Origin of the sequence: Pseudoalteromonas sp. MB41, from assembly GCF_020966275.1 — a bacterium.
Classification (GTDB): Bacteria; Pseudomonadota; Gammaproteobacteria; order Enterobacterales; family Alteromonadaceae; genus Pseudoalteromonas; species Pseudoalteromonas lipolytica.
This window is the reverse complement of sequence record NZ_JAJJZF010000008.1, coordinates 116,460-141,300: the sequence shown is the minus strand read 5'-3', so window position 1 is coordinate 141,300 and position 24,841 is coordinate 116,460. Positions and strand designations below refer to the sequence as shown.

Annotated in this window: 26 protein-coding genes and 2 tRNA genes; 16 read left to right on the top strand and 12 right to left on the bottom strand. The window is 40.5% G+C overall.

Going from position 1 to position 24,841, the window contains the following annotated elements:
- Window positions 1–21 precede the first annotated feature (21 nt).
- The 4 genes from LPA49_RS10530 to aspS all read right to left on the bottom strand — a co-directional run bounded on the left by LPA49_RS10530 (window position 22) and on the right by aspS (window position 3,307).
- A complete protein-coding gene (locus LPA49_RS10530) occupies window positions 22–606 on the bottom strand; it encodes a GNAT family N-acetyltransferase (protein ID WP_074989717.1) in 585 nt (194 codons plus the stop codon).
- 30 nt (window positions 607–636) lie between these two features.
- A complete protein-coding gene (locus tag LPA49_RS10525) occupies window positions 637–1,227 on the bottom strand; it encodes a pentapeptide repeat-containing protein (RefSeq protein ID WP_230236494.1) in 591 nt (196 codons plus the stop codon).
- Window positions 1,224–1,430: a hypothetical protein gene (locus tag LPA49_RS10520; protein ID WP_036969362.1), complete on the bottom strand. Its 207-nt coding sequence runs from the start codon at window positions 1,428–1,430 to the stop codon at window positions 1,224–1,226. The genes LPA49_RS10525 and LPA49_RS10520 overlap by 4 nt, the downstream gene beginning before the upstream one ends.
- Window positions 1,431–1,537: 107 nt before the next feature.
- Window positions 1,538–3,307 (bottom strand): aspartate--tRNA ligase, encoded by a 1,770-nt coding sequence (aspS, locus tag LPA49_RS10515; protein WP_180311494.1) that lies wholly within the window; start codon window positions 3,305–3,307, stop codon window positions 1,538–1,540.
- Window positions 3,308–3,534: 227 nt separating this feature from the next.
- Between aspS and LPA49_RS10510 the strand changes: the two genes are divergently transcribed.
- The 4 genes from LPA49_RS10510 (at window position 3,535) to LPA49_RS10495 (ending at window position 6,160) form a co-directional block, all read left to right on the top strand.
- Entirely contained in the window at window positions 3,535–4,383 is an 849-nt protein-coding gene (locus LPA49_RS10510; RefSeq protein WP_230236493.1) for a DUF72 domain-containing protein, read from the top strand.
- A 13-nt stretch (window positions 4,384–4,396) separates the two neighbouring features.
- Window positions 4,397–4,891, top strand: a complete 495-nt coding sequence (locus tag LPA49_RS10505; RefSeq protein WP_074989719.1) for a M48 family metallopeptidase — start codon at window positions 4,397–4,399, stop codon at window positions 4,889–4,891.
- A 407-nt stretch (window positions 4,892–5,298) separates the two neighbouring features.
- On the top strand, window positions 5,299–5,616 hold the full coding sequence (locus LPA49_RS10500; protein ID WP_180311493.1) for a hypothetical protein: 318 nt from the start codon (window positions 5,299–5,301) through the stop codon (window positions 5,614–5,616).
- 1 nt (window position 5,617) lies between these two features.
- Complete coding sequence (locus LPA49_RS10495) at window positions 5,618–6,160, top strand: hypothetical protein (RefSeq protein ID WP_180311492.1); 543 nt, start codon at window positions 5,618–5,620, stop codon at window positions 6,158–6,160.
- Window positions 6,161–6,389: 229 nt separating this feature from the next.
- Here the strand turns inward: LPA49_RS10495 and LPA49_RS10490 are convergent, their stop codons facing one another.
- A complete protein-coding gene (locus LPA49_RS10490) occupies window positions 6,390–7,070 on the bottom strand; it encodes a DUF3334 family protein (protein ID WP_036969376.1) in 681 nt (226 codons plus the stop codon).
- Between the two features lie 118 nt (window positions 7,071–7,188).
- On the opposite strand from LPA49_RS10490, the gene cmoA reads away from it, so the two are divergent.
- From cmoA to LPA49_RS10465, 5 genes are all read left to right on the top strand, one after another.
- Window positions 7,189–7,914 carry a carboxy-S-adenosyl-L-methionine synthase CmoA gene (gene cmoA / locus LPA49_RS10485; protein WP_036971611.1) on the top strand — a complete coding sequence of 242 codons (726 nt, stop codon included), beginning with the start codon at window positions 7,189–7,191 and terminating at the stop codon, window positions 7,912–7,914.
- Window positions 7,915–7,940: 26 nt separating this feature from the next.
- On the top strand, window positions 7,941–8,909 hold the full coding sequence (gene cmoB / locus LPA49_RS10480) for a tRNA 5-methoxyuridine(34)/uridine 5-oxyacetic acid(34) synthase CmoB (protein ID WP_036969378.1): 969 nt from the start codon (window positions 7,941–7,943) through the stop codon (window positions 8,907–8,909).
- Between the two features lie 193 nt (window positions 8,910–9,102).
- Window positions 9,103–10,155 (top strand): phosphoribosylformylglycinamidine cyclo-ligase, encoded by a 1,053-nt coding sequence (purM, locus tag LPA49_RS10475; RefSeq protein WP_036969381.1) that lies wholly within the window; start codon window positions 9,103–9,105, stop codon window positions 10,153–10,155.
- A complete protein-coding gene (gene purN / locus LPA49_RS10470) occupies window positions 10,155–10,802 on the top strand; it encodes a phosphoribosylglycinamide formyltransferase (protein ID WP_199525261.1) in 648 nt (215 codons plus the stop codon). Before purM ends, purN begins: the two co-directional genes overlap by 1 nt.
- Window positions 10,747–11,559, top strand: coding sequence for a DUF3108 domain-containing protein (locus LPA49_RS10465; RefSeq protein WP_199525260.1), 813 nt, complete (start codon window positions 10,747–10,749; stop codon window positions 11,557–11,559). The genes purN and LPA49_RS10465 overlap by 56 nt, the downstream gene beginning before the upstream one ends.
- Before the next feature lie 19 nt (window positions 11,560–11,578).
- Here the strand turns inward: LPA49_RS10465 and LPA49_RS10460 are convergent, their stop codons facing one another.
- A complete protein-coding gene (locus LPA49_RS10460; RefSeq protein ID WP_036969389.1) occupies window positions 11,579–12,343 on the bottom strand; it encodes a class II glutamine amidotransferase in 765 nt (254 codons plus the stop codon).
- A gap of 336 nt (window positions 12,344–12,679) precedes the next feature.
- On the opposite strand from LPA49_RS10460, the gene fadE reads away from it, so the two are divergent.
- A complete protein-coding gene (gene fadE / locus LPA49_RS10455) occupies window positions 12,680–15,136 on the top strand; it encodes an acyl-CoA dehydrogenase FadE (protein ID WP_036969391.1) in 2,457 nt (818 codons plus the stop codon).
- Here fadE and LPA49_RS10450 read toward each other — a convergent pair.
- Together LPA49_RS10450 and LPA49_RS10445 are read right to left on the bottom strand one after the other, a co-directional pair.
- On the bottom strand, window positions 15,133–16,218 hold the full coding sequence (locus LPA49_RS10450) for a DUF6136 family protein (RefSeq protein WP_206770814.1): 1,086 nt from the start codon (window positions 16,216–16,218) through the stop codon (window positions 15,133–15,135). The genes fadE and LPA49_RS10450 overlap by 4 nt on opposite strands.
- Window positions 16,219–16,226: 8 nt before the next feature.
- Window positions 16,227–16,817, bottom strand: a complete 591-nt coding sequence (locus LPA49_RS10445) for an ATP-binding cassette domain-containing protein (RefSeq protein ID WP_074989730.1) — start codon at window positions 16,815–16,817, stop codon at window positions 16,227–16,229.
- A 147-nt stretch (window positions 16,818–16,964) separates the two neighbouring features.
- Here LPA49_RS10445 and LPA49_RS10440 point away from each other — a divergent pair, with 147 nt between their 5' ends.
- The 3 genes from LPA49_RS10440 (at window position 16,965) to LPA49_RS10430 (ending at window position 20,148) form a co-directional block, all read left to right on the top strand.
- The gene (locus tag LPA49_RS10440; protein WP_230236491.1) at window positions 16,965–18,890 is read left to right on the top strand and encodes a S9 family peptidase; all 1,926 of its coding nucleotides are present in this window, start codon (window positions 16,965–16,967) and stop codon (window positions 18,888–18,890) included.
- Between the two features lie 300 nt (window positions 18,891–19,190).
- Window positions 19,191–19,628, top strand: a complete 438-nt coding sequence (locus LPA49_RS10435) for a SulA-like leucine-rich domain-containing protein (RefSeq protein ID WP_036969400.1) — start codon at window positions 19,191–19,193, stop codon at window positions 19,626–19,628.
- Window positions 19,629–19,668: 40 nt separating this feature from the next.
- Window positions 19,669–20,148: a YchJ family protein gene (locus LPA49_RS10430; RefSeq protein WP_036969402.1), complete on the top strand. Its 480-nt coding sequence runs from the start codon at window positions 19,669–19,671 to the stop codon at window positions 20,146–20,148.
- A 171-nt stretch (window positions 20,149–20,319) separates the two neighbouring features.
- On the opposite strand, the gene LPA49_RS10425 is transcribed toward LPA49_RS10430, so the two are convergent.
- Entirely contained in the window at window positions 20,320–20,619 is a 300-nt protein-coding gene (locus LPA49_RS10425; protein WP_036969405.1) for a DUF6172 family protein, read from the bottom strand.
- A 158-nt stretch (window positions 20,620–20,777) separates the two neighbouring features.
- Window positions 20,778–21,293, bottom strand: coding sequence for a VC2046/SO_2500 family protein (locus tag LPA49_RS10420; protein ID WP_180311487.1), 516 nt, complete (start codon window positions 21,291–21,293; stop codon window positions 20,778–20,780).
- A 112-nt stretch (window positions 21,294–21,405) separates the two neighbouring features.
- Here LPA49_RS10420 and LPA49_RS10415 point away from each other — a divergent pair.
- Together LPA49_RS10415 and LPA49_RS10410 are read left to right on the top strand one after the other, a co-directional pair.
- Window positions 21,406–21,490: transfer RNA gene (locus LPA49_RS10415), tRNA-Tyr, on the top strand.
- Window positions 21,491–21,538: 48 nt separating this feature from the next.
- A tRNA-Tyr gene (locus tag LPA49_RS10410) sits at window positions 21,539–21,623 on the top strand.
- A gap of 319 nt (window positions 21,624–21,942) precedes the next feature.
- Here the strand turns inward: LPA49_RS10410 and LPA49_RS10405 are convergent.
- Window positions 21,943–22,632 (bottom strand): M48 family metallopeptidase, encoded by a 690-nt coding sequence (locus tag LPA49_RS10405; RefSeq protein WP_036969409.1) that lies wholly within the window; start codon window positions 22,630–22,632, stop codon window positions 21,943–21,945.
- Window positions 22,633–22,730: 98 nt separating this feature from the next.
- On the opposite strand from LPA49_RS10405, the gene LPA49_RS10400 reads away from it, so the two are divergent.
- Window positions 22,731–23,711 (top strand): ion channel, encoded by a 981-nt coding sequence (locus LPA49_RS10400; protein WP_036969411.1) that lies wholly within the window; start codon window positions 22,731–22,733, stop codon window positions 23,709–23,711.
- On the opposite strand, the gene LPA49_RS10395 is transcribed toward LPA49_RS10400, so the two are convergent.
- Window positions 23,708–24,778: a GGDEF domain-containing protein gene (locus tag LPA49_RS10395; protein ID WP_036969415.1), complete on the bottom strand. Its 1,071-nt coding sequence runs from the start codon at window positions 24,776–24,778 to the stop codon at window positions 23,708–23,710. The two genes, LPA49_RS10400 and LPA49_RS10395, sit on opposite strands and share 4 nt — an antisense overlap.
- Between the last annotated feature and the right edge of the window lie 63 nt (window positions 24,779–24,841).

Below are 24,841 nucleotides of genomic sequence, written 5' to 3'. Positions count from 1 at the left end.
TTTTCTTAGAGTCAACACTTTCTACTGCTCTAATTTATATTCTAAACTGCGTTTAACCATCGGCCACTCGCCATCAATAATTGAAAACACCACCGTGTCACGCACATGCCCATCGGCCATTACTTGGTGGTTTCGAAGTACACCGTCTTGTTTAGCCCCTAAACGTGCAATAGCATTGCGTGATGCCATATTATGCCAATGAGTACGAAACTCTACAGCAATCACATGCAGCGTTTCAAAAGCATAATTAAGCAGTAACTTTTTGCATTCGGTATTGACGGCTGTGCGCTGAAAGCGCTTGGCATACCAGGTATAACCAATTTCTAAACGGCGGTTTTTAGTATCAATATTACAAAAACGGCTTGAACCGATAACCTCGCCACTTTGCTGGTCTATAACTGCAAATGGTAATGCTCGGCCCTGAGCTTGTTGCTCAAATGCCATGGTTAAATAATCATCAACTCGCTCTTCATTGGGCACAGAGGTAAACCATAATTTCCACAACTCACCATCTGCGGCTGCATTTACAAGTGCATCACGATGCGCTGGTGTTAATGGCACTAATTTAATAAATTTTCCTTCCAAGGAGGTGGGACTTAAATTCATGGCTTTCCTTAATCCTATTAGTAATGGTACTTAATCCACCAGCTCTATATCGAGCCCGGCGAGTAAGTCCAAAGCTGCATAACGCTCGAATTTAGCTTTACTTATATTATTAGCGGTTATATCAATAGCAAAATGGCTGGCGCCAATAAAATTAGCTTTACTGAGATTCGTTTGTTGAAACACGCTGTCACGAAAATCAGTATCAGTAAAATCAGCAGATGATAAATCCGCATGCCTAAAATCAACATCTTTGGCAAAACAGCTGCGCATTTTTAAGGCCTTTAAACTGAGTTCAAAAAAGCTGCTATGGCTAAGTTCACAGCCAATAAAACTCACAGGGGCACGGGTGGCAAGCAGCGGCCAATCAACATCTGTAAAGCGTACACTGGTTAATTTACACGCTTTAAAGCTCACCTCTTCAAGTGAGGTATACTTGAGCCCAAGCGCCGCTAAATTACAGTTTTTAAACTCGCATTCTATAAACCGACAGTTTTCAAACTGGCTGTGGCTAAAGTCGCAATCGATAAATTCGCATTGCTCAAATTCGCAATGCGAAAATGTTTGCCCTGCTAGGTTTACTTCAAAGGTGTGTTCAAAATAAAGCGAATGGCTTGTGATCACGCGCTCGTCTCAATATCTTTTTTAAGCGCCAGTACAGCAATAAATACCAGACCAAATAAAGGCATTAAACCTAACAAACCACCGATAATAGCGACAATGATAGGGGTTGTCGTTTTACGTTTACCGAGGTAATAACTCATTACAGCAAAAAACGGAACTAAAATAAGCATTAAGTAATTAATAAAGCTGGCGTTTATATTCATACCCACTCCTTGAAATACACCATATAAAAATTAATTTAAACACAAAAAAGCCCTAAGGGGTACACCTTAGGGCTTTCATTAAAGCTTATAATTCAGTTTATTAAGAATTACTCAGCGTCTTTTGCAACCACATTAATCGCAAGCTCTGTTAACGAATCCGCATTGGCTTTGCTTGGTGCATCTGTTAATAAACATGATGCTTGCGTTGTTTTAGGGAATGCAATTACGTCACGAATGTTATCAGTGCCACATAGCAACATCACTAAGCGGTCAAGACCAAACGCAAGACCTGCATGCGGTGGTGTACCGTATTTTAGGGCGTCAAGTAAGAAACCAAACTTGTCTTGTTGCTCTTGTGCATCAATACCTAAGATTCTAAACGCTGTTTCTTGCATGTCGGCGTTGTGAATACGTACTGAGCCACCACCTACTTCATAGCCATTCAATACCATGTCGTATGCATCAGAGATTGCTGCGGCAGGGTTTGCCTCTAGCTCTGCTGGCGAAATTTCTTTTGGAGCCGTGAATGGGTGGTGAACCGCATGTAATGTACCTTCGTCGTCTTCTTCGAACATTGGGAAGTCAACAACCCATAGCGGTTTCCAGCTATCAAGGTTTGTAATACCTAAATCAACACCAATCTTAAGACGAAGCGCACCCATTGCTTCGTTAACCACGTTGCGTTTGTCTGCACCAAATAGAATGATATCGCCCGATTGCGCATTAGTACGCTCAAGTAATTGGTTAATCACGTCTTCATTTAAGAATTTAGCGATTGGTGATTGTACACCTTCAACACCCGCAGCACGGTCGTTAACCTTCATCCATGCAAGGCCTTTCGCCCCATAAATACCGATGAATTTCGTGTAGTCGTCAATCTGCTTGCGAGAAAGCTCTGCACCGCCTGGTACAGTTAACACGGCAACACGGCCTTTTTCGTCGTTTGCAGGGCCTGAGAAAACTTTAAATTCAACGTCTTTGACTAAGTCAGCAACATCAACAAGTTGCATTGGGTTACGTAAATCTGGCTTATCTGAACCGTATAAACGCATTGCTTCGCTGTAAGGCATGACAGGGAAGTCACCTAAATCAACGTTAAGCAGTGATTGCCACATTTCACGGATCATTTTTTCTGTCATCGCACGAACTTCATTAGAGCTCATGAATGACGTTTCTAAATCGATTTGTGTGAATTCTGGCTGACGGTCAGCACGTAAATCTTCGTCACGGAAACATTTAACAATTTGATAGTAACGGTCAAAACCCGACATCATTAGTAATTGTTTAAATAACTGTGGCGACTGAGGCAATGCATAAAAGCTGCCTTTGTGCACACGGCTTGGTACTAAGTAGTCACGCGCACCTTCTGGTGTTGCTTTTGTAAGTACGGGTGTTTCGATATCTAAGAAACCATTGTCATCTAAGAAACGACGCACAAAGCTGCTCGCTTTTGCACGTAGTTTAATACGGTCACTCATTTCAAGACGACGTAAATCTAAGTAGCGGTATTTTAAACGGCGCTCTTCAGAGTTTTGCTGATTAAAATCAAGAGGTAATGGCTCTGAACGGTTGATGATAGTTAAGCTTGTGCCTAAAATTTCAACTTCACCTGTTGCCATGTCTTTATTTACTTGGCTTTCAGGGCGTGCGCGAACAACACCTTTTAACTGCACACAAAACTCTTGGCGTAGTTTATTCGCAGTGTCCATTAATCCTTCTACTTCAGGATCAAAAACCACTTGAACGAGCCCTTCTCTGTCACGCAAATCGACGAAAATAAGTCCACCAAGGTCACGGCGTTTATTGATCCAACCACATAGTTCAACTTCTTGATCTACGTGAGATTTATTTAGCTGTCCGCAATATATAGAGCGCATAGTATTCCTGTCAGTTAAAGACTTATAGCCGCCTGCTCTTAAGAGTTCGCTATTTTGAGAGCAAAAGCCACTATACAAAGTAATCATTTAAGGCTGAGCATTATACCCAAAACATCTCAAAATGCGAGTGCCAGCAGTGCGCCAAGAAGCCTAAATATACGCACTGACTTCTGAGCATTCATTTCTTTTGTTACACTACGCGCAGTTTAAATTTATTGGTTGATTTAATGCTGTACTTAGGTTGTCCGCAGTGGTCTAGCACCGCATGGAAAGGAAATTTACTCTCTAGTCACTGTAAAAGTGCCGACATGCTCAACGAGTACGCGCACACCTTCAATTCGGTTGAGGGCAATACCAGCTTTTATGCTGACCCAAGTCACGAATCATTATTACGCTGGTGCGATGCTGTACCCAACGACTTTAAATTCACCTTTAAATTTCACCGACGCTTTAGCCATGAATTACAACTCACCAATATAAACAATGAGCTAAATGCATGGCTGACCCTGTTTGAACCTATTTTTGCCAAAACTGGGCAAATTATGTTGCAGTTACCAAGTGCCTTTGGCCCTAATGCTCTGCCCCTGCTGACTAATTTTATTGCCCAGTTACCCAAACACCTCAATTATGGTGTTGAAGTACGCCATCCCGCGTTTTTTCAAAAAGGTGATGCTGAAATTCGCCTTAATCAGCTACTAATTGAAAACAACATTAATCGCATAAGTATGGATACACGGGCTTTATTTGCAGTGCCCGCAGAAACAGATGCATTGATTGATGCGCAACAGAAAAAGCCTTATTTACCTGTCCATGCTATAGCAACGGGCAGTAATCCGATGCTGCGCTTTGTGATTGCAAGCCTTAACCATGAATACAAATCGTATTACCAACCTTGGCTTAAAAAAATAAAACAATGGCTTGAAGAAGGTAAATCACCGTATGTGTTTTTTCATACCGCCGATAACCGCGAATCGCCACTATTGGCGAGGCAATTTTGCCAAGATTTAGGTTATAATCACCCGGTGCTCGCGCCTTTTACAGGTGAGCGAGAAGCCAGCCAAAGCAGTTTATTTTAATTTCAGAGTGCATATGAAAGACTACAGCCGTTATTTTCAAGGTTACCCGCCCCATATCGTTGACCAAGTATTACAGCTTTTTAGTAATGACAAAGCCGCACAGTATTTAAAAGGTAAATACCCTGACGCGCATAACATCACCAATGATAAAGCCTTATACAATTATGCAACCGAGCTTAAAAAACGTTACCTTAAAAACGCCCTGCCTTTTGGTCGTGCCGCGTTTAAAAAACAAGGCGATATGGTCACCAATGCGTTAGGTACGCATACTTTTCGTATGCAAGGCAAAACGCGTAAGCACGACCTAGCCATTAACAGCGACTTACTATGCGCACCAGAGCCGTTATTAAAAGCATTGGTTGTTCACGAACTTGCACATTTTAAAGAAAAGGACCACAACAAAGCGTTTTATCAACTCTGTTGCCACATGGAGCCGCAATACCATCAACTCGAGCTTGATTTAAGAATATTCAGTGTGCTGGTAGGTGAAGGGAAAAACCCTTATTAATGCTATCAAAAGTTAATTATAAATTTATAAGGATGAAATAACTGCTGAAATTTATAATTTTTTATAAAAACCCATTCTCGTTAAAGCTTTCTAACATATTCAAGTCATAACTTTTAAATTATTTATTATAAAAATACTCATTATACAACTTTATACTCTTGATTAAATAGACCTCCAGTTATAATGCCATCAAACCTCCCCCCTACACCCAAGTTAAACCTATTAATAATGAAATCATTTAAACTTACATACTGGCAACCCTAAAAATAGCTCATTCACTGTTAAAGGGAACTCTAGGTAATCACAGGCCAATGTTATCGGTGAATTAACATTGCTATAAATTCAAATAAATGTATCCTCTAGAGTTAGAGTGGATATTTTATATAAAAATTAAAATGGAATTTAATATGACTGATCATACAGCAGTAAAAAATGCTATCAATGCTTTTTATAAGGCAGCAGGTCTAAATCTTACTTTCGAAGGGGATGTTAATGCTCGCGTAGCAGAAACCTTTGGTGAAATGATCTTTGCAACTCAGAAATGCTCAACTGCATTAAGTTGGGTTCCACGGCCAATTGGAGGAAAGGCAACCATATCTTGGATCGTAAGAAACTTTACTCAAAGTGTTTTAAGACAGATAGAATCAAAGCAATCATTAACTTGTGCTAAAGAAGTTGTACGTAACTATAGAACTAAATTACAACTATCTGCGTTGGGAATATAAAATGAAAAGAGTAATCCCTTTTTTGCTATTAATAACATCTAGTAATGTCTTTGCAACTAATGTGATACAATTCCCTAAATCAAAGTGCTCAACAGATACCTTTCAGTTAAATATTGTAGATATATCTTTCTGTCCTACGAGAGATGATTTAAAGAGAATAAACTTCCTTGGATTATCTAACCACACAGTGACAATTCTGAATAATGATAAAGAATTAACAATAGGACTTAACCCGCCAGATATTGCTATATCAAACCTTCACAAAAAATTTAATCTAACTGTGCATGAGTTTTTCCTGAGGTTATATACAAATTCATTAAAAACTAACAAGTTAGATGCCATAAAAAAAGCATTTGATATAGATAGCTCAAATAAGATGAAGGTTTATCGTAAAGGTGATTTGTTTGCCTTTACTATTACTGGAAGCAATGTCGATTATGATAGGGTATATCTTAATAAAGTAGAGAGTGAGGTGATTTACCAAATAACTGGTGAGTTTGATGAGCTAGAACTATTAGAAATACTTTCAAGGCTAGAGTATTAAAAATATAGCTAGGCACTTAAACGATAAATTGCAGTTGGCTTGTGCTTCGCATAATTTAGACAAACTATAATTTCCCGCTTAGCTTGACGTTGGCAATAAGAAAGTTCGGAGTTAGAAATAAAGGTACATAAAGCGATAGTTGAGGACTTGTGATGATCCAATCTTATATTTCTCAGTATTAAATGATTAGCTACCAATTAATACTGAGAGATAGTATATACGAATCCGGTTACAAACCAAGTTCAGCCATAAAATCATCATCGGCATCGTCTGCTTGTGATGCTGCTTTTTGCTTTTCAGCTTTTTGTTTTGCTTCGTTTTCAATGATGTCATCAGGGTCAACCGCTTCTGAAATATCAAAGTCATGAAGCTTGATAAACTCAGTTTTATCCATCGCAAGCTCAAGATAGAAGATATTTTGCTTCGATGTAGTGAATGTCACGCGGCGTGCTTGTGGTCTATCCATAGTGGTATCAACCGAAATCTGTACTTGCTTGTTGATTGCCATCATCTTAGGTTGATTTTGGGTGATAGACGTATGCAATTGGTCACGTACTTTAGAAGTAAAGTCACCCACGATTTGGTTCATCAGCTCACCAAGTACGTTGGCAACGTCGTCTGATAAATGGCTATTGGCTATTTCTTCTTCTGGCATACCCATACTGCGCATATAATCATGGTAAATTTCCATCGCCGCTTGTGCCGTGAAGTTTGTTACCACCAGGCCTGTAAAACCACCATCGAACAATACAAAACAACCTATATCTGGGCGCATGCAGGTACGGGTAATTTTTTGTACCATAGCCGAATAGCTAATTTTATTGCCACTTGCTGACGATAATACGCCGGTAACTGAATGACACAGAGTTGATAAGATATCTTCTGTACTGATCACTTTGCTTTTAGTCATTAAACTTCTCTTTCTTGTACTTGTTATTGATAATTCTAGCCAAGCTACTGAATTTATCACTGACTATCCAGCTAAAAATGCTAAAATAGCGGTATTATTTTTTAAAGAGACTGTTCAAGTGACGCAAAAAGACAGTATTTATGCCACTGAGCAAGCGGTTAAAGACTTTAGTTTTGACCAACATGTAGTTGAAGTATTCCCAGATATGATCCAGCGTTCGGTGCCGGGTTATGCCACTATTGTTAGTACCATGGGAAAACTAGCTGGTGAGTACGCACAAAGTAACTCAAACCTATATGATTTAGGCTGCTCGTTAGGTGCTGTAACATTAAGCATGCGCCGTAATATTCGTACAGATAACTGTAATATCATTGCGGTAGATAACTCACAAGCCATGGTTGAGCGGTGTAAACTGCATTTACAAGGCTTTCGTTCTGAAGTTCCCGTTACAGTTACCCTTGGTGATATTAACGATTTAGCCATCGAAAATGCTTCTGTTGTAGCAATGAACTTTACCCTGCAGTTTATTCCGCCTGAAAAGCGCCACGCAGTGCTTGAGAAAATCTATGCTAATTTAAAGCCCGGTGGCGTGTTGCTGCTTAGTGAAAAAATTAAAGGTGAAAATGAGCAATGCAATAATTTGCTGATTGATTTACACCATGATTTTAAACGTCACAACGGTTACTCAGAACTTGAGATCAGCCAAAAACGCACAGCGATTGAAAATGTTATGCGCCCTGATCATTTGAGTACTCATTTAGCACGCCTCACTGAGATTGGCTTTAGCCAAACCCAAGTATGGTACCAATGTTTTAATTTCTGCTCGATGATTGCCATCAAGTAACAGCACAACGATATAAAGAGTATTTCATGTCTCAATGGTTTAACCAATTTTACGCTGCAATAGCACAAAGCCCGCTCAGTCATTGGCTCGAAACCTTGCCTGCTCAACTTAAGCATTGGGAGCAAGAAGCAAGTCATGGTGATTTACCCAAATGGCAAAAGGTATTAAAAAACTTACCAGAAATCAGTACGGATCATGTAAACCTGCAAGATAAAGTACAGATAGGCACAGGCGATGAGTTATCAGAAGGTCAACAAAAGCAGCTCACCCATTTATTAAAACGCATGATGCCTTGGCGTAAAGGCCCATTTAGCTTACACGGTATCGACATTGATACTGAATGGCGCAGCGATTGGAAATGGGATCGTTTGTTGCCGCATATTGAGCCATTAAAAGGCCGTACAGTACTTGATATTGGCTGTGGTTCTGGTTACCACTTATGGCGTATGCGTGGTGAAGGTGCCAACTTTGTGGTGGGCATTGACCCCTCTGATCTATTTTTATGCCAGTTTCAAGCGATTAAACATTACCACCAAGATGACAATGTTCACTTATTACCACTCGGTGTTGAAGCACTGCCAGAGCTTAAAGCGTTTGATACCGTGTTTTCGATGGGGGTGTTATATCATCGTCGCTCGCCTATCGACTTTTTAGCCCAATTAAAAGCACAGCTTCGTCCTGGGGGTGAATTAGTGTTAGAAACGCTGGTTGTCGAAGGTGACGAACACACGGTACTTGTGCCCACCGATCGTTACGCAAAAATGCGCAACGTGTGGTTTATTCCAAGTACGGCAGCATTAAAGCTGTGGATGGAGCGCGTTGGTTTTAAAGATGTCCAAGTTAAAGATTGTGCAATCACCACACTTGAAGAACAACGCAAAACCCAGTGGATGGAAAACGAGTCACTGGTTGACTTTTTAGACCCCACCGACACCAGCAAAACGATTGAGGGCTACCCTGCTCCTCTGCGGGCTATTTTAACGGCGAAAGCCTAACCTATTTTACCCCTCTTTATTTAGGCGCCAGAACACACTGGCGCCTCTATCTTTACACCTTCATTCTCATTTTGCGGACAACTGTCCTTGTCAAGTCGGTTAAAGTGATTTTTCAACTAGCCGCGCCAGTGCAATTGTTGTAAAATACGCGCGTTTCTAAGCAACCCACATGCAACTTTTTTGAGGAAAACCTGTGAGCGAACAAAAACAGTCTCTTAGCTATAAAGACGCGGGCGTAGATATCGATGCCGGTAATGCACTTGTTGAGCGTATTAAAGGCGTCGTTAAAAAAACCAAACGTCCTGAAGTAATGGGCGGTATCGGTGGTTTTGGCGCACTTTGCGAACTACCAACTGGCTATAAAGAGCCTGTCCTGGTTGCTGGCACAGACGGTGTTGGTACAAAACTACGTTTAGCAATCGATCTTAAAAAGCACGATACAGTGGGTATCGACCTTGTTGCTATGTGTGTAAACGACCTTATTGTACAAGGTGCTGAGCCACTATTTTTCCTTGATTACTATGCAACGGGTAAATTAGACGTCGACACTGCAGCCGATGTTGTAACAGGTATCGGTAAAGGCTGTGAGCTTTCTGGCTGTGCGTTAATCGGCGGTGAGACTGCTGAAATGCCAGGTATGTATGAAGGTGAAGACTACGATATGGCTGGTTTCTGCACCGGTGTTGTAGAAAAGTCAAAAATTATCGATGGCACTAAAGTGGCTGCTGGCGACCAATTAATCGCTCTAGCATCAAGTGGTCCTCATTCAAACGGCTTCTCATTAATTCGTAAAGTACTTGAAGTATCAGGTGCTGACACAAGCGCTGACCTAGACGGCAAAACACTGGGCGATCACCTTTTAGAGCCAACTCGCATCTACGTTAAACAACTCCTTGAGTTATTTAAGCAGGTTGACGTTCACGCGTTATCGCACATCACAGGCGGTGGTTTCTGGGAAAATATCCCACGAGTTTTACCTGAATCTGCAAAAGCAGTGATCAAAGGTGACAGCTGGGAATGGCCTGTAATTTTCAACTGGTTACAAGAAAATGGCAACATCACAACTCACGAAATGTACCGTACATTTAACTGTGGTGTTGGCATGGTATTAGTTGTTCCAGCCGATAAACTTGAGCAAAGCTTAGCGATTCTTAAAGATCTTGGCGAAAATGCATGGCATATCGGTGAAATCCAAGATGCGAAAGCAGGCGAAGAGCAAGTAGAAATTTTAGGTGGTCGTGACTAATGACCCCTTGTCGTCTTGTTGTATTAATTTCTGGTAGCGGTTCAAACCTTCAAGCCATCATCGACGCATGTGCGCGTGGTGAGATAAAAGCCGAAATCGCCGCTGTAATTAGTAATAAAGCCGACGCCTATGGCCTTGAACGAGCAAAAAATGCAGGTATACAAACTCGTGTACTTAGCCATAAAGACTTTGACTCGCGCGAGGCCTATGATGCTGAGTTAATGGACATTATTGACAATTTTGAACCAAATCTAGTTGTATTAGCTGGTTTTATGCGTATTCTTACTCCTAGCTTAGTGCAAAAATTTAAGGGAAAAATGTTGAACATTCACCCTTCTTTGTTGCCTAAGTACCAAGGGCTGAATACCCACCAACGAGCGATAGATGCAAAAGATGACGTTCATGGCGTTAGTGTTCACTTTGTCACAGAAGAGCTAGACGGCGGTCCCGTTGTTCTTCAAGCCAAAGTGCCGGTACTCGAAAACGATACCGCAGAGACACTCGCACAACGTGTTCATCAGCAAGAACATATAATCTATCCATTGGTGGTCAAGTGGTTCAGTGAACAACGACTCAAGATGGAAGCAGATTATGCAGTTTTTGACGAAAAACAACTTCCTGCACACGGCGCGCACTACCCAGAATAAAAATTTAAGTGCCCTACTCGCGTGTGTGGGCACTTTATTACTTCCTACCAGTGTTTTAGCTGGCGATCTCACTCAATACCAAGCCAAATACGATGTACTTCGTAAAGGCGAAACCCATGGTAAAGCAGTACGCGAACTTAAAAAAACAGCCAACGATAGCTATGTGCTAACTTATCATAGTGAAATCGAATGGATGATATTTTCTGATTCACGAAAAGAAACTTCAAAATTTACCTATCAAGATCAAAAAGTATCGCCTTTAAGCTACACAATGGAGCGCTCTGGTACAGGACCTGATAAAGAGTACACATTAAAATTTGATGCTGCACAAAAGCAAGTGAACAGTAATCAAAGTAAATACCCGCTAAAATTTGATTGGTCAGATGATTTTCAAGACTCTCTGTCGTACCAAGTTCAAGTGCGCGAAGAGTTAAAGCAAGGTAAAACCCAGCTTTCATACCCACTAGTAGATAAAAAAGGAAATCTGCGTAGCTACGACTTTGAAGTCATTGGCACCGAAATGATTTCTTTACCAATCGGCAATATTGAAGCCATTAAAGTAAAACGCTTATACGATAACGATAAACGTCAAGCTCTTGCTTGGTTTGCTCCCGAAATGGATTACATGTTAGTGCGTATGTGGAAAGGCGAAAAAGGCGTGGAACAGTTTGAAGTACAACTTAACTCATTCACAGTAACAGCACCTGTGAGTACACCGCCTGCGGTTAAGCAAGAAATGAGTAACGAAGCGCCGTAAAAGCGCTTCGATGTTATCGTTATATTTTCTCACCCATTTTAAATAGCACGAACTCACCTGGTTCCATTTTTTGCCAGCGCTCATCGTGGGTAAGTGGTCGGGTTGCAATGACAGTAACCACATCATTCGGTGTGGTTTCTTTTTGAAAATCAACCACCATATCAGCATCAATTAATGTGGCTTTGCCAAACGGCGCACGACGGGTGATCCAATGCAGATTATTAGTACAATAAGCCAACACATACACGCCATCCGTTAATAGCATATTAAACACCCCCTTTTCTCGCAGAGTATGGGCGAGTTTTGCGGCATAACGGAAAACCGACGCCATGTTGGATGGGCGCTTAGGGTACTTTTCACGAATTTTATCGAGTAGCCAGCAAAAAGCCAGTTCACTGTCGGTGTTGCCAACTGGCCGATAGTAATCAGGCTTTAAGTCATGATAATTAGACAACTGACCATTATGTGCGTAAGTAATTTCGCGGCCCCATAATTCACGCGTGAATGGGTGTGTATTTTCAAGACACACGCGGCCACGATTGCCCTGACGAATATGACTAATAACCGAAATACTCTTTATAGGATACGCTTTAACAAGCTTCGCAATCTCAGATTGGCAGCTTGGCTCAGGATCTTTAAACGTACGGCAGCCTTTTCCTTCATAAAAAGTAATGCCCCAGCCATCTTTATGTGGTCCGGTGTTACCGCCACGTTCTAATAAGCCTGAAAAACTAAAACAAATATCCGTTGGTACATTGGCAGACATGCCAAGCAACTCACACATAGAACTCTTTACCTATAAAACTAAATGAAGGAATGGCATTAATAGCGAAGCTGTGCCAGCAGTTATTGTTAAACATAGCGACACTATTAGCAACTACCCTATTTGTATTTTATTAACTATCTGGTTGAACACGCTAAATTTTTACTTTTACCAACATTATTATTTATTAAATCGCAATAATAAACCCGAATGCCAATCTGGTTGTCTGCTCATCATGGTTTACACTGTAAAAAAATGAACAGGTAAAATTAGTTTTATCCGTGTCCACCTCTTGATAATTAGCGTATCTAGCGCTACTCTAAGAGAGGTGGTCTGACCTCTATTAAGGAATAATCAATGACTCTCTTATTTTTACTTGGTTTACTCGTGCTGCTTAGTATTGCGAGTTACCACAGAGCAAGCTGGAATACCTGCTTAGGTATTGCCATTGCGACATTACTTGTTGGCACTTTTGCTGGCGCGTTTGGCGCAATTAGTTGGCTACTATTCTTATTAATTGCTGTGCCACTTTCTGTGACTAGCATTCGTCAACAATACATTATCAAGCCTATTTTTGCTGCATTTAAAAAAGTCACTCCGACAATGTCGGATACAGAAAAATCAGCAATCGATGCCGGTACAACATGGTGGGAAGCAGATCTATTCTGCGGCCGTCCTGACTGGAATAAATTACATCAATACCCAGTACCCAAACTAACCATTGAAGAGCAAGCCTTTATTGATGGTCCTGTTGAAGAAGTATGTGGCATGCTTGATGATTGGCACGCAACTCATGAATTAACCGATTTACCACAAGATGTTTGGCAATATCTAAAAGATAATAAATTCTTTGCCATGATCATCAAAAAAGAATACGGCGGTTTAGAGTTTTCTGCGTTTGCACAATCATGCGTACTGCAAAAGCTTACGAGTAAATCAACACTACTTTCTTCAATTGTTGGTGTGCCTAACTCGTTAGGTCCAGGTGAGCTGCTTCAGCACTATGGTACTAAAGAGCAAAAAGATCATTACTTACCACGCTTAGCAAGTGGTCAAGAAATTCCATGTTTCGCCCTAACCTCACCTGAAGCCGGTTCAGACGCGAGTGCTATTCCTGATTACGGTGTCGTATGTAAAGGTCAGTGGAATGGTGAAGAAGTGGTAGGTATTAGCCTAACATGGAATAAACGTTACATTACCCTTGCACCTGTTGCGACAGTGCTTGGTCTTGCTTTTAAATTACAAGATCCAGACGGTTTATTAGGTGATGACAAAGAGCCAGGTATTACTTGTGCGCTCATCCCAACAGACACCCCTGGGGTTGAAATTGGTCGTCGTCACTTCCCGCTAAATGTTCCATTCCAAAATGGTCCTACTCGCGGTAAAGATATTTTCGTTCCACTAGATTACATCATTGGTGGCCCTAAAATGGCTGGCCAAGGCTGGCGTATGTTGGTTGAATGCTTATCGGTAGGCCGCGCAATCACCTTGCCGTCTAATTCAACGGGTGGAATTAAAACCATCGCACTTGCTACTGGTTCATACAGCCGCATTCGTCGTCAATTCCGTTTACCTATCGGTCAAATGGAAGGGGTTGAAGAGTCACTCGCAAAACTTGCAGGTTATGCCTACAGCTCTGATGCCGCAGTCAGCATGTCGACCGGTGCCGTTGACCTTGGTGAAAAGCCGTCAGTGGTATCAGCTATCATTAAATACCACTTAACAGAACAAATGCGTGAAGCAACCATTCACGGCATGGATGTTCACGGTGGTAAAGGCATTATGCTTGGTCCAAACAATTATTTAGGCCGTGGTTACCAAGGTGCGCCAATTGCAATAACAGTTGAAGGTGCAAACATTCTTACGCGTAACATGATCATTTATGGTCAAGGTGCAATTCGTTGTCATCCGTTCGTACTTACTGAACTAGGTGCATGCTCGATTGAAGACCGCGAAGAAGCACTTGCAGTATTCGACAAAGCACTTATGGGTCATATTGGTTTTACCATTTCGAACCTAGTACGTACTAAGTGGTTAGCATTCACCGGTGCGCGCTTTACAAGTACGCCGTACAAAGATGAAACCGCAGAGTTTTACCGCGTAGCGTCACGTTTTAGTGCTTCACTTGCATTAATGTCTGACATCAGCATGGCTGTGTTTGGTGGCTCATTAAAACGTAAAGAGCGTATCTCAGCACGTTTAGGTGACTTACTAAGCTACTTATACCTAGTGTCTGCAACACTTAAACGTTACAACGACGAAGGCCGTAAAAAAGAAGATTTTGCGCTTGTTCAATGGAGCTGCCAAGATCACCTTTATCACTGCCAACGTGCACTGGCTGACTTAATTAATAACATGCCGTCTGCTGCGCTTCGTGCGATGCTTAAAATCATGTTATTCCCATTTGGGCGCCCAGTACGCAAGCCAACAGATAAGCTTGAGCACAAACTCGCACACTTATTACAAGTACCTAGCGAAACACGTAACCGTTTAGCAAGTTATGTATACCTTAAAAATGAGCCACTTAACTTAGTGGGCCGTCAAGAGCAAACGCTTAAAGACGTACTAGAAGTTGAACCATTATTTGATAAAGTATGCCGCGAAAAAGGTGTAAAACTGCCTTTCTTCCAACTTGATAAAGTGGCACAAATGGGCCTTGAAGCAGGCATTTTAAGCCAAGCCGAAGCTGATAAATTAGCTGCTGTTGAAAAAGCTCGTCTCGATGTAATTAACGTAGACGATTTTGACCCAGCTGACCTCGTTGCAGGTAAAGCTGCACGTAGCGGAAATAACAGCAAAGCTGATGCAGCTTAAGCAATTAACGCTATTCCAATTGTTATAACACACCAAACCAGCGCAAAATGCGCTGGTTTTTTTTGCGCTAAAAGCTGCTGTAAAAAGCACCACACAGCAGCCAAAGCGACCAGCGGCCATTGTAAAACATTTAACAAAAGCATTGCCGCCAATGTCGCTGCACCATAAAACAGTAAACTGGGTATAAAATGACTTAAATAAAACCGTCTGTACTGACCATTTGTTTGAAAAAACATTCGGTATTTTTGAAGCACTGCAAAGCAATCAAACTGTAATGAACTACTTAGTAATACACAGTTTGCCAACACCATAACCTGTATCGCATGATTAAAGTCGCTACGAATTTCAACTAGTTGCACTGCGGCTAATAGGCTTGCAGTAAACAAAGCACTTCGCCAAATTACACTCCAGCTGTGCTCCAAAAAGTAACTAATCCAAAATGAAGTGAGTGAACTAACCACACGTTTGTGACTGAGGTTCATGTTAGGAAAAAATAAACTCCCCATAAAACCAATTAAAAAGCCGCTATGGTAGTGTAAGGAATCTAAACTAAACGGTAAAAGAACCAGAATACTACACGCTAAAAAACCATAAAATAGCGAATAAGGTCTATAAATTACCATTAAACCGCACAGCCACTGCAACAGCATAAATAGAATAAAATGAGGAACCTGCAACCATTGCTGAAGACGAAGGTCAACGGCTATCAATAAGCTTGCCATTAACCACACATTACTGAGTAGTAAAAGCTTACAGTCGATTAAAATTAGCCAAGCAGGCTTAAAGATATGTGCTTGAAAGGCTCTATTTTCTGAGTTTGTTATAGCAGGAGCAACAGCCCATAACATAACGGCTTGCAGTGCCAGATAGAGCAAAGCTAACTGGGCGCTAAAACGGGCATGTTCATGGCTGTCTACAATTTTACCCAGCCCCAAAAATAACAACAGCGCGATGCCTAAAACCGCAGGCCCAAGCACTAACGCAAACAACAAACCAAAGTTTTTAAGCTGCGCCAGTAAGTTCTTAAGTGCAGTTGTATATGCTAAATAGCGGTAGCTCATTAATGCATTATAACGTGACAAGCTCTCTATCATAATGGCGTACACTCAAAGCCTTGGTGTAAAAACACATCTGGCTCGTGGCTGGTTAAAATGATTTGCCCATCGGGTTTATCACTTAAATAGTTATCAAGCAAATTTAGTAAATAATGGATACTTGCTTGGTCAAGTGCTGCACTCGGCTCATCTAAAAGCAAATAAGGCGCCCGCTTCATAAACGTGATTATAAGCTGGCATTTTTTTTGATTGCCTGTCGATAATGCACTAAAACGGGTGTGTAAGTGTTCGCTGAACTTAAATCCGTTAATAAGGTCAATTGGCGCAGGCACATTTAAGGCTTTACAGGTCAGTTGAATAATTTGCTGAGCCGTTAAAAAATCAGGTAAACAAATGCGATCGCTGGCAATAGCCACATACTTTTGTGGTGAACTATGCTGTTTATTAGCATACATTATTTGCCCCGACTGTGATTTTTCAAGGCCAGCAATTATCATCAGTAACGTGGTTTTGCCACTCCCATTGCTCGCCTGTAAGCACATTTTCTTACTGTTAAATTGCTTATTATAATTTTCGAACACGGTTGCTGTAGCAAAACGCTTATTGAGATTTTTTATTTCTATCATTGCCATTCCTTTGCGAAATTTAAATTGTAACACAGCAATTTCCCTAAAAAGTTACATGCTTTGTAACAATTATTTAGCTGCAAAACTTGCGTTTATATATTGAACAAGTAAGACTCAATAACGGAAAAATAATAAGGAATAATTAAAATGAAACCGAGTTTTCAACTAGCAACTATTGCGTGTGCATTAAGCCTTGCATTAGCAGGATGTTCACAATCAAACCAAACGACCACCAGCGAAATTAGTCAGCAACAAGAACACACTATTAAACAGTATGACGCTGAAACATTTTTTGATACCACTTCAATTATGGGCAGCAGCTTTTCACCTAAAGGTGACAAAATCCTTGTTAGCAGTGATGAAAGCGGCATCTATAGCCTCTACGAAATTGATATTAAAACAGCGAACAAAAAACGTTTAACAAACTTTGAAGACAGCACCTATGCTGTTCGCTATTTTCCAAACGATGAGCGCGTATTATTTACCAAGGACTCAGGCGGGAACGAGCGCTATCATATTTATGTACGTGAGACAGACGGCACTGTCAAAGACCTGACTCCTGGCGATGAAACTCGTGCCAGCTTTGCGGGCTTTACAGACGATGGCAAACACTTTTTTATAACGAGTAATCAACGCGATCCTAAGTTTATGGATTTATATCGCGTAGACAGTTCACGCTATGAAATAACACCTGTTTATCAAAATACTCTTGGTCTAGATGTCGGGGCGATTAGCCCTGATGGCCGCTTTATTGCCTTATCAAAAAATAACTCTAATAAAGACAGTGATGTGTTCATTCTCGATACAATGAAAAAAACGCTCAAACCTGAGCTAATCACTCGTCATGATAATGAAGCGCAATATGGCCCTGAAACATTCTCAAAAGACAGCAAGTCTCTGTATTACTCGACCGATGCAAAAGGTGAATTTTCACAGGTTTGGCGCTATGACTTAACGACAGGTGAGCACAGCCCCGCCCTAAAAGATGACTGGGATGTCAGCTTTATTTACTTCTCAAAATCAGGGCGTTACCAAGTAAGTGGGGTTAATGCTGATGCCAGTACTAAAGTGACAATCATTGACACAAAAACCAATAAACAAATCGATATGCCTGCCTTGCCCCCGGGCAATTTACGTGGTGTAAGCTTTTCAGCTGATGAAAAGAGCATGGCGTTTTACCTAAATTCAGATACCTCGCCAAGTAACTTATTTGTTTGGCAATTAGGCGAAACGAAAGCAAAAAAACTGACCCATACTTTAAGCGATGCAATTGATCAAAATGATCTCGTTGAAAGCACGATTGTGCGTTTTAAAAGCTTTGACGGTTTAGAAATCCCTGGCGTTTTATATAAGCCCAAACAGGCTAATAGTAATAATAAAGTGCCTGCTCTAGTGTGGGTGCATGGTGGTCCGGGCGGCCAGAGCCGCACAGGTTACAGCGCAATGCAGCAGCACTTAGTTAATCATGGCTATGCTATATTTGCTGTAAACAATCGCGGTAGCTCTGGCTATGGTAAAACTTTTTTCCATTTAGATGATAAAAAGCATGGTACAGACGATTTGCAAGATATTGTCTACGGGAAAAAGCACTTACAGAGCTTAGACTGGGTTGATGCTGATAAAATTGGCATTATGGGTGGCAGTTACGGTGGCTTTATGACGGCAGCGGCGCTGGCTTTCGAACCTGAAGAATTTAAAGTAGGTATTAATATTTTTGGCGTAACTAACTGGGTAAGAACATTAAACTCTATACCACCTTGGTGGGAAAGCTTTAAAAAAGCGCTGTACGATGAAATGGGTGACCCTGCAACTGATGGCGAACGCCATCGAGCGATATCTCCCCTCTTCCATGCTAAAAACATTACGAAACCACTGATGGTTATTCAAGGTGCAAACGACCCTCGTGTATTGCAAGTTGAGAGTGATGAGCTTGTTGCCGCAGTAAAAGCGAATGGTGTCCCCGTAGAATACGTGTTGTTCGATGACGAAGGTCATGGTTTTACTAAAAAAGAAAACCGTATCAAAGCATCAAACGCGTACCTTGAGTTTTTAAATACGTACTTGAAAAACTAAATTTTAGAAGCCGGTGTACACCGGCTTCTTTATCAAAACACCTGTATAAACCTCAAATATCCTGCATACAAACTACTGTATAAACTTCGATATAAAACACTGTATATATTATTTCATCCATTTTTAACAAAATATCACACTGTAAAGAAACAAAATAACCAATTGTTTTTAAAGATTTAATTTTTTAAAATTATTAAAAACTGAATAATTGGTTAAAAAATAGCAAAAAAACACTTGCGCAAAAACACTGTATAAACTACTGTATACACATACTGTATAAACAACCAGTGAGTGAAAGTTATGTTACAGCCAATTACCTTAAGAACCGTTAAAAGCTATCAACAAGATAACGACAAAGCGTCGGTTAATTTAATTCAAATTGAAGACGAAATTTCAGCAACATTTGAGCTATTAAAGGTATTACATCACTATAACAGCCAAAGTGCGTGGACATTGTTAATTGCACCTGATCATGTGCCAAGTAAAGCATTACTCGATTCATGTTCAATCGACACCAGTAAACTGTTAGTGATCAGACAAAAGCACCTTGTGAATCTTGAATATGTGTTAAGTTCGGCGCTGCACAACGGTAACTTTGCCGCAGTGATCACCTGGACAGATATTGTCAGCAACAATCAACTAGATTCTATGACTCTTAATTTAGAACATGCATCTGCAAAGTTTTACTGCTTCACCAAAAGCAACCCATTAAACAATTTAGTACCGCAGCCACAATAGGCTTGCTAAAATAGCAATTTATTGTTTTAGGTAAGTTGTTATGACATCACTCACACACTCCCTTTGTCCTTGTGGCAGCAAACAAGATTTCTCGCTTTGCTGCCAACCTTTGCACGCAGGCGATAGCCAAGCGCAAACGCCGGAACAACTTATGCGTTCTCGCTTTAGTGCTTATGCCTTAAAAGATGCAAAATATGTCTTTACAACATACGCACAAAGCCAACAAACCGCTAACCCTGTTAGCGAAATCAAAGATTTTGCTAATAGCTGTCGTTTTACCAAGCTAAGCGTTTTAGATACTGAATATAACGAGCAAGAAGGTTTTGTAGAATTTAAAGCAAATTACTTTTACCAAAACTTGTATTGTGAGTTACACGAGAAATCGCGTTTTATTAAAGAAGATGGACTATGGCGTTACCTTGATGGTGAAATAACGCCCGTTGCTGATATTAAAATTGGCCGTAATGATGAATGCCCTTGCGGTAGCGGCAAAAAATATAAAAAGTGTCACGCAATTTAAATCACGGCTATTCACTTTTTATATAGCCAATCTAAACCTTGACTAGCCATTGTAGGGAAAGCCGTTGCGTGGTGGGCATGTGATATAAATCAACACACAATAATGTCATTGTATTTCAGACAATAAAAATGGGCCTCAAGGCCCATTCTTAAATTCTATGAATTATAACGACTATTCTTCGTCAAATTCTTGTAACTGGCGTTGTGCTGGACGCGCTAGAATCTCGACATAAAACGATGTAAGCCCTTTTGCTTCAATATCGCTAATGCATTTATTAATTTCCGCCACATGAACGACTTTCGCGTCGTCAGCTGACTCTCCAAATTTACAATCAAATGCCCAGTAATCGGCATCTTCTGGGAGAGTTTTATTACGCTCACGTTTTAAATACTTCTTCACTTCGTGCTTAGCTGCATCAACCATGCGAGGGTATTTAATTTTCTCATGGTTAAGCGTGAATGTTTTCTTCATTATAGTCCTAATAACTTGGTTCAATGATAATGGCATAAAGCCATTTGGGCGCATTATAACAAGCACATAAAAAATTAGCTGTACTTTTTACTGATTTGCACCAATTTACCTATCTTTGTAAGTGTAGCGTACAAGGCGAGTATGACAATTTCAATTAATTAAGCAGTTGCCAATTGCAAAGGCTGATGAATCGCCTCGTCCGTTAAGCTGTCATAAAACGCAGCTGCATCCATTTGCATACGCTCTGTGGGTGCGTTTTTATCGTAATAGCGTTTTCTGACTGCTGGCTCACAGTTATCGATGACTTCTAACGGCACATGATTTTTATCATCGCGGATAGCAAGCGGCTCAGGACTGAGACAATTACGTAGGCGAATATCTGACAAGCCACCTTCTAAAAGTCGCAGCCCATTATTCTGCCCGATTAACATATCATATTGTTCAGGCGCTAATGGTTGTTTTGGGCCTGCCCCTAACTCATTTCTGAGTACGTGTTCTGAACTCTGAGTATCGGTTAATTCTGTTTTCGGTAAATGAAACTGGCTAAAATCAAGCGCATCATGAGACAGCATCGCCAATAATAAGGCAAACTCACCTTGGCGGTGTTCATGAACACTTTTGTTAAGACGATTATCAAGTTGACTCTCGTTGAGCAACAAACCATCAATTTGCATAGACTTTGGCCGAATAGTTTCAAGATTAACCAGTTATCGGCATTAATCTATTTTTCTTTAGTTTTTTTCTTTACTTAAAGAGCCAGTTTGCTATTATCAGCGCCGTTGCATTGGAGGGGTTCCCGAGCGGCCAAAGGGATCAGACTGTAAATCTGACGGCTCAGCCTTCGCTGGTTCGAATCCAGCTCCCTCCACCACTTTTCTACGCTCAGTTAAGTGGGGCCAAATGCAATAAAAATTAGTGTGGAGGGGTTCCCGAGCGGCCAAAGGGATCAGACTGTAAATCTGACGGCTCAGCCTTCGCTGGTTCGAATCCAGCTCCCTCCACCACTTTCCTTCTCTGCTAATTCACTATTCTATTTTTCATCTTATTATTTACTTCTCTTTTCCTAAATCGTTAAACTAAAAATACAGCTATTTCAATTGAATTATCCTTTTGTTATACTATTCCGCTTAATTAAGTGGTCTATTTTGAGGCAATAAAACCGCGTTGATAACAAGGCAAAAATGTAGTTATTTAGTTGTTCTCGGCAATTGCTCCTGCATTGCTCTACCTCCTGCATCCATGCAGTCGTAAATCAGACATTTTTAACGCAGGTAGCGACTGGTTTAATCACTCAAAATGATTAAGTATTTTTGCGGATTAGTATTAGAGCCAGCGTAAAAATGGACCATTCACTTTCAGCCAATTGCTTGCTTTTTTATGTTCGGGATAAAACTCACTCACCCGTTGCCAAAATGCCGCACTGTGATCCATATGCTTTAAATGCGCAAGTTCATGAACAACAACATAATCAATAACCCATAGGGGCGCACTGGCTAAGTGCAAATTAAAGGTTAACTCTCTTTGGCGATTACAACTGCCCCATCGACGCTTGTAATGTTGAATTTTAAGACGTGTTGGTAACGCTTCTCTCATTTGAATACAGTAGTTTTGTATACGCATCTCAAGGTAGGTTTCTAACTTGTCATGTAAAAACTCTTCCATCAATGCAAGATACTTTGCGTCTGTGAGTTTAACGCGCGGTGAAATAGCAAGGGTTAATTCATGAGTATCAGTGTCTTGATACCATTGGCTGCAATTTTCTTGCTTAAATACAAGGGGAATTACCTGATCAAATAGCTTGATTTGCGAATTTTTAATGGGAAATTGACACTGCTCAGCGTGTAATGATTGTTTAGTAACTTGCTCTGCAACCCAATGCTGCTTTGTTTTTAACCACGCTTCAATATCTTTACGCGGGACAAAGTGAGGTGCATACACAGTCAACTGCTGCTCAGCGACTTTAATCGCGACAGTTTTTCTACGTTTACTGCGTTTTAACGTGTACTCAAACAAAATAAGCCAATGTAATTAATAAAATCTTTGTATTATATTTTACCCCGTAAAATACCTGCTAATCTATAAAGATGACTCATAAATAAGTTTTTATTCTTATGCCTGATAAACCGTGTTGTAGCTACATTTCACCAACAGGTAACACGTGTCAAGAAACCGATATGGGTTCTGGGTATTGCTTTTGGCATGATAATAAATTTGATAAATCAGGCTTAGAGCTGACTCAAAAACTTGAACGATATGCAAAAAAGGGCGGGTTACTTCAGGGTCTGCAATTACAACGTGCAAATTTAGTGGGTCTAAATTTAATAAAGAAAGATGATGAAGAAGGTTATGATCTTTCTTACTGCAATTTTTATCGAGCCAATTTGTCGGGGGCACATCTTTTCAACAATAAAATTGCCAATGCATCCTTAATGAAAGCGAACCTTCATAGCGCCAGCTTACACTACTGCGATTTGCGAAATACCAACCTACTTGGGGTTAAACTCAGTGATAGCCGCATTGATAATATCGATTTAGGCGAACAATTACTACAAGAAGCCGAGGCGTTTAAAGCTCGTCGAAATAGGCAATACTCGACTGCGCGCGACTTATTTGAACAATCCGAAGAAATATACAGAAATTTACGTAAAGCGTCTGAACACCAAGGGCTTTTCGAGCTCGCAGGTAACTTTACCTATAAAGAATTAAGAATGCGCCACGCACAGTACCCGAAAGGATCAACGAAACAAATTACTTCCAGCTTTATTGACATGTTATGTGGTTATGGTGAAAAACCTGAAAATGTCATTCGCTTTAGTCTGTCTCTTATCGTTTGTTGCGCAATATGTTACTTTTTATTTGGTGTCAGCTATCAAGATTCATTGCTTAGATTTAGTTTTGATAATTCGTTCGATGATAACGTATCAGCACTTTTAAACAGCATTTACTTTAGCGTTGTTACTTTTACAACGCTAGGCTATGGCGATATTACCCCCATTGGATTATCAAGGCTCATAGCAGCGATTGAAGCATTTTGTGGCAGCTTTTCGCTAGCGCTGTTTGTGGTTGTGTTTGTAAAGCGTATGACACGTTAATGGATTATGTGAGAACCTTGATGCTTTTTAGCCTCGTACATTTTCCGATCAGCACGATTTATAAGCTCCTCAGCACCGACGGTGCTGTCTAAAGGCGCTGAAATAATGCCAAAACTCAAATGTAACGCGGGGTATTTTGCTTCAAAAGCAACGATCAGCTTATTACATATCGCAATGGTGTTTTCTACGTCGCAATCTGGCATGATCAGGCAAAATTCATCTCCCCCATAACGACAGGCAATGTCTATTTCTCTTGTATTCTTTTTAAGATATTTCCCGATGAATTTTAATACCTCGTCACCTTTCAAATGCCCTTGTGTGTCATTCACTGATTTAAAGTTGTCTAAATCAAAATATACAATAGTCAAAGGTAGCTTCTGACGGCGCGCTCTTGCTAATTCTCGCTGAAACAACTCTTGCATTTCTCGGCGATTATACAAATTTGTGAGGGGGTCTAGTTTGGCAAGTTTTTCAAGTTCATGTGTACGCTGCGCCACTTTCTCTTCAAGCCCTTTCGCATACACTTCTGTTCTTCGTTTCGCATTTTCTATTTCGCCAACAAGACTCGCAATGTACGTATCAAACACTAATGTTGTATCAAAATAAATAAGCTTATCAATAATGGTTAATGTTTGATTTAGCTCTGCATGGTCTTTTATGGTGTTTCTTAACACATCAAAAATGAGCTCTTTAAGGGTACATACCGCCGATAAATAAAGTTTGGGCTCTACCCCAATTCGCTTATGTACCATGCCAATACGTAGCCGATTATTAACGTAATCATTTTCATAACAGCCGCAAAATAAATCTATAATGTATTGTCTTTGTGCATCTCTTAAACGTGTCAGTGTGTCAGCATCTCCAATAAGTAATGAAATTTCATCGACTTCTGTTTGCTTTTTATAGAACTCATCAACCATTTTTTCAATCGCCGACTCGATAAGTGGTTTATAGTTAATGAGTGATGCTAAGCATTGTGAAGAGAGCCCTAATAAATTCATTCTATGCTGAATTTCAACATCATTTATTTGCATTTGCTCGACGAGTGTCTGCTCAGTCCTGCGCATGGGTAGTCTCACACTTAAGTATTTTCTAATTAAATATAGCTAATGAAATAAATCCTACTTAGT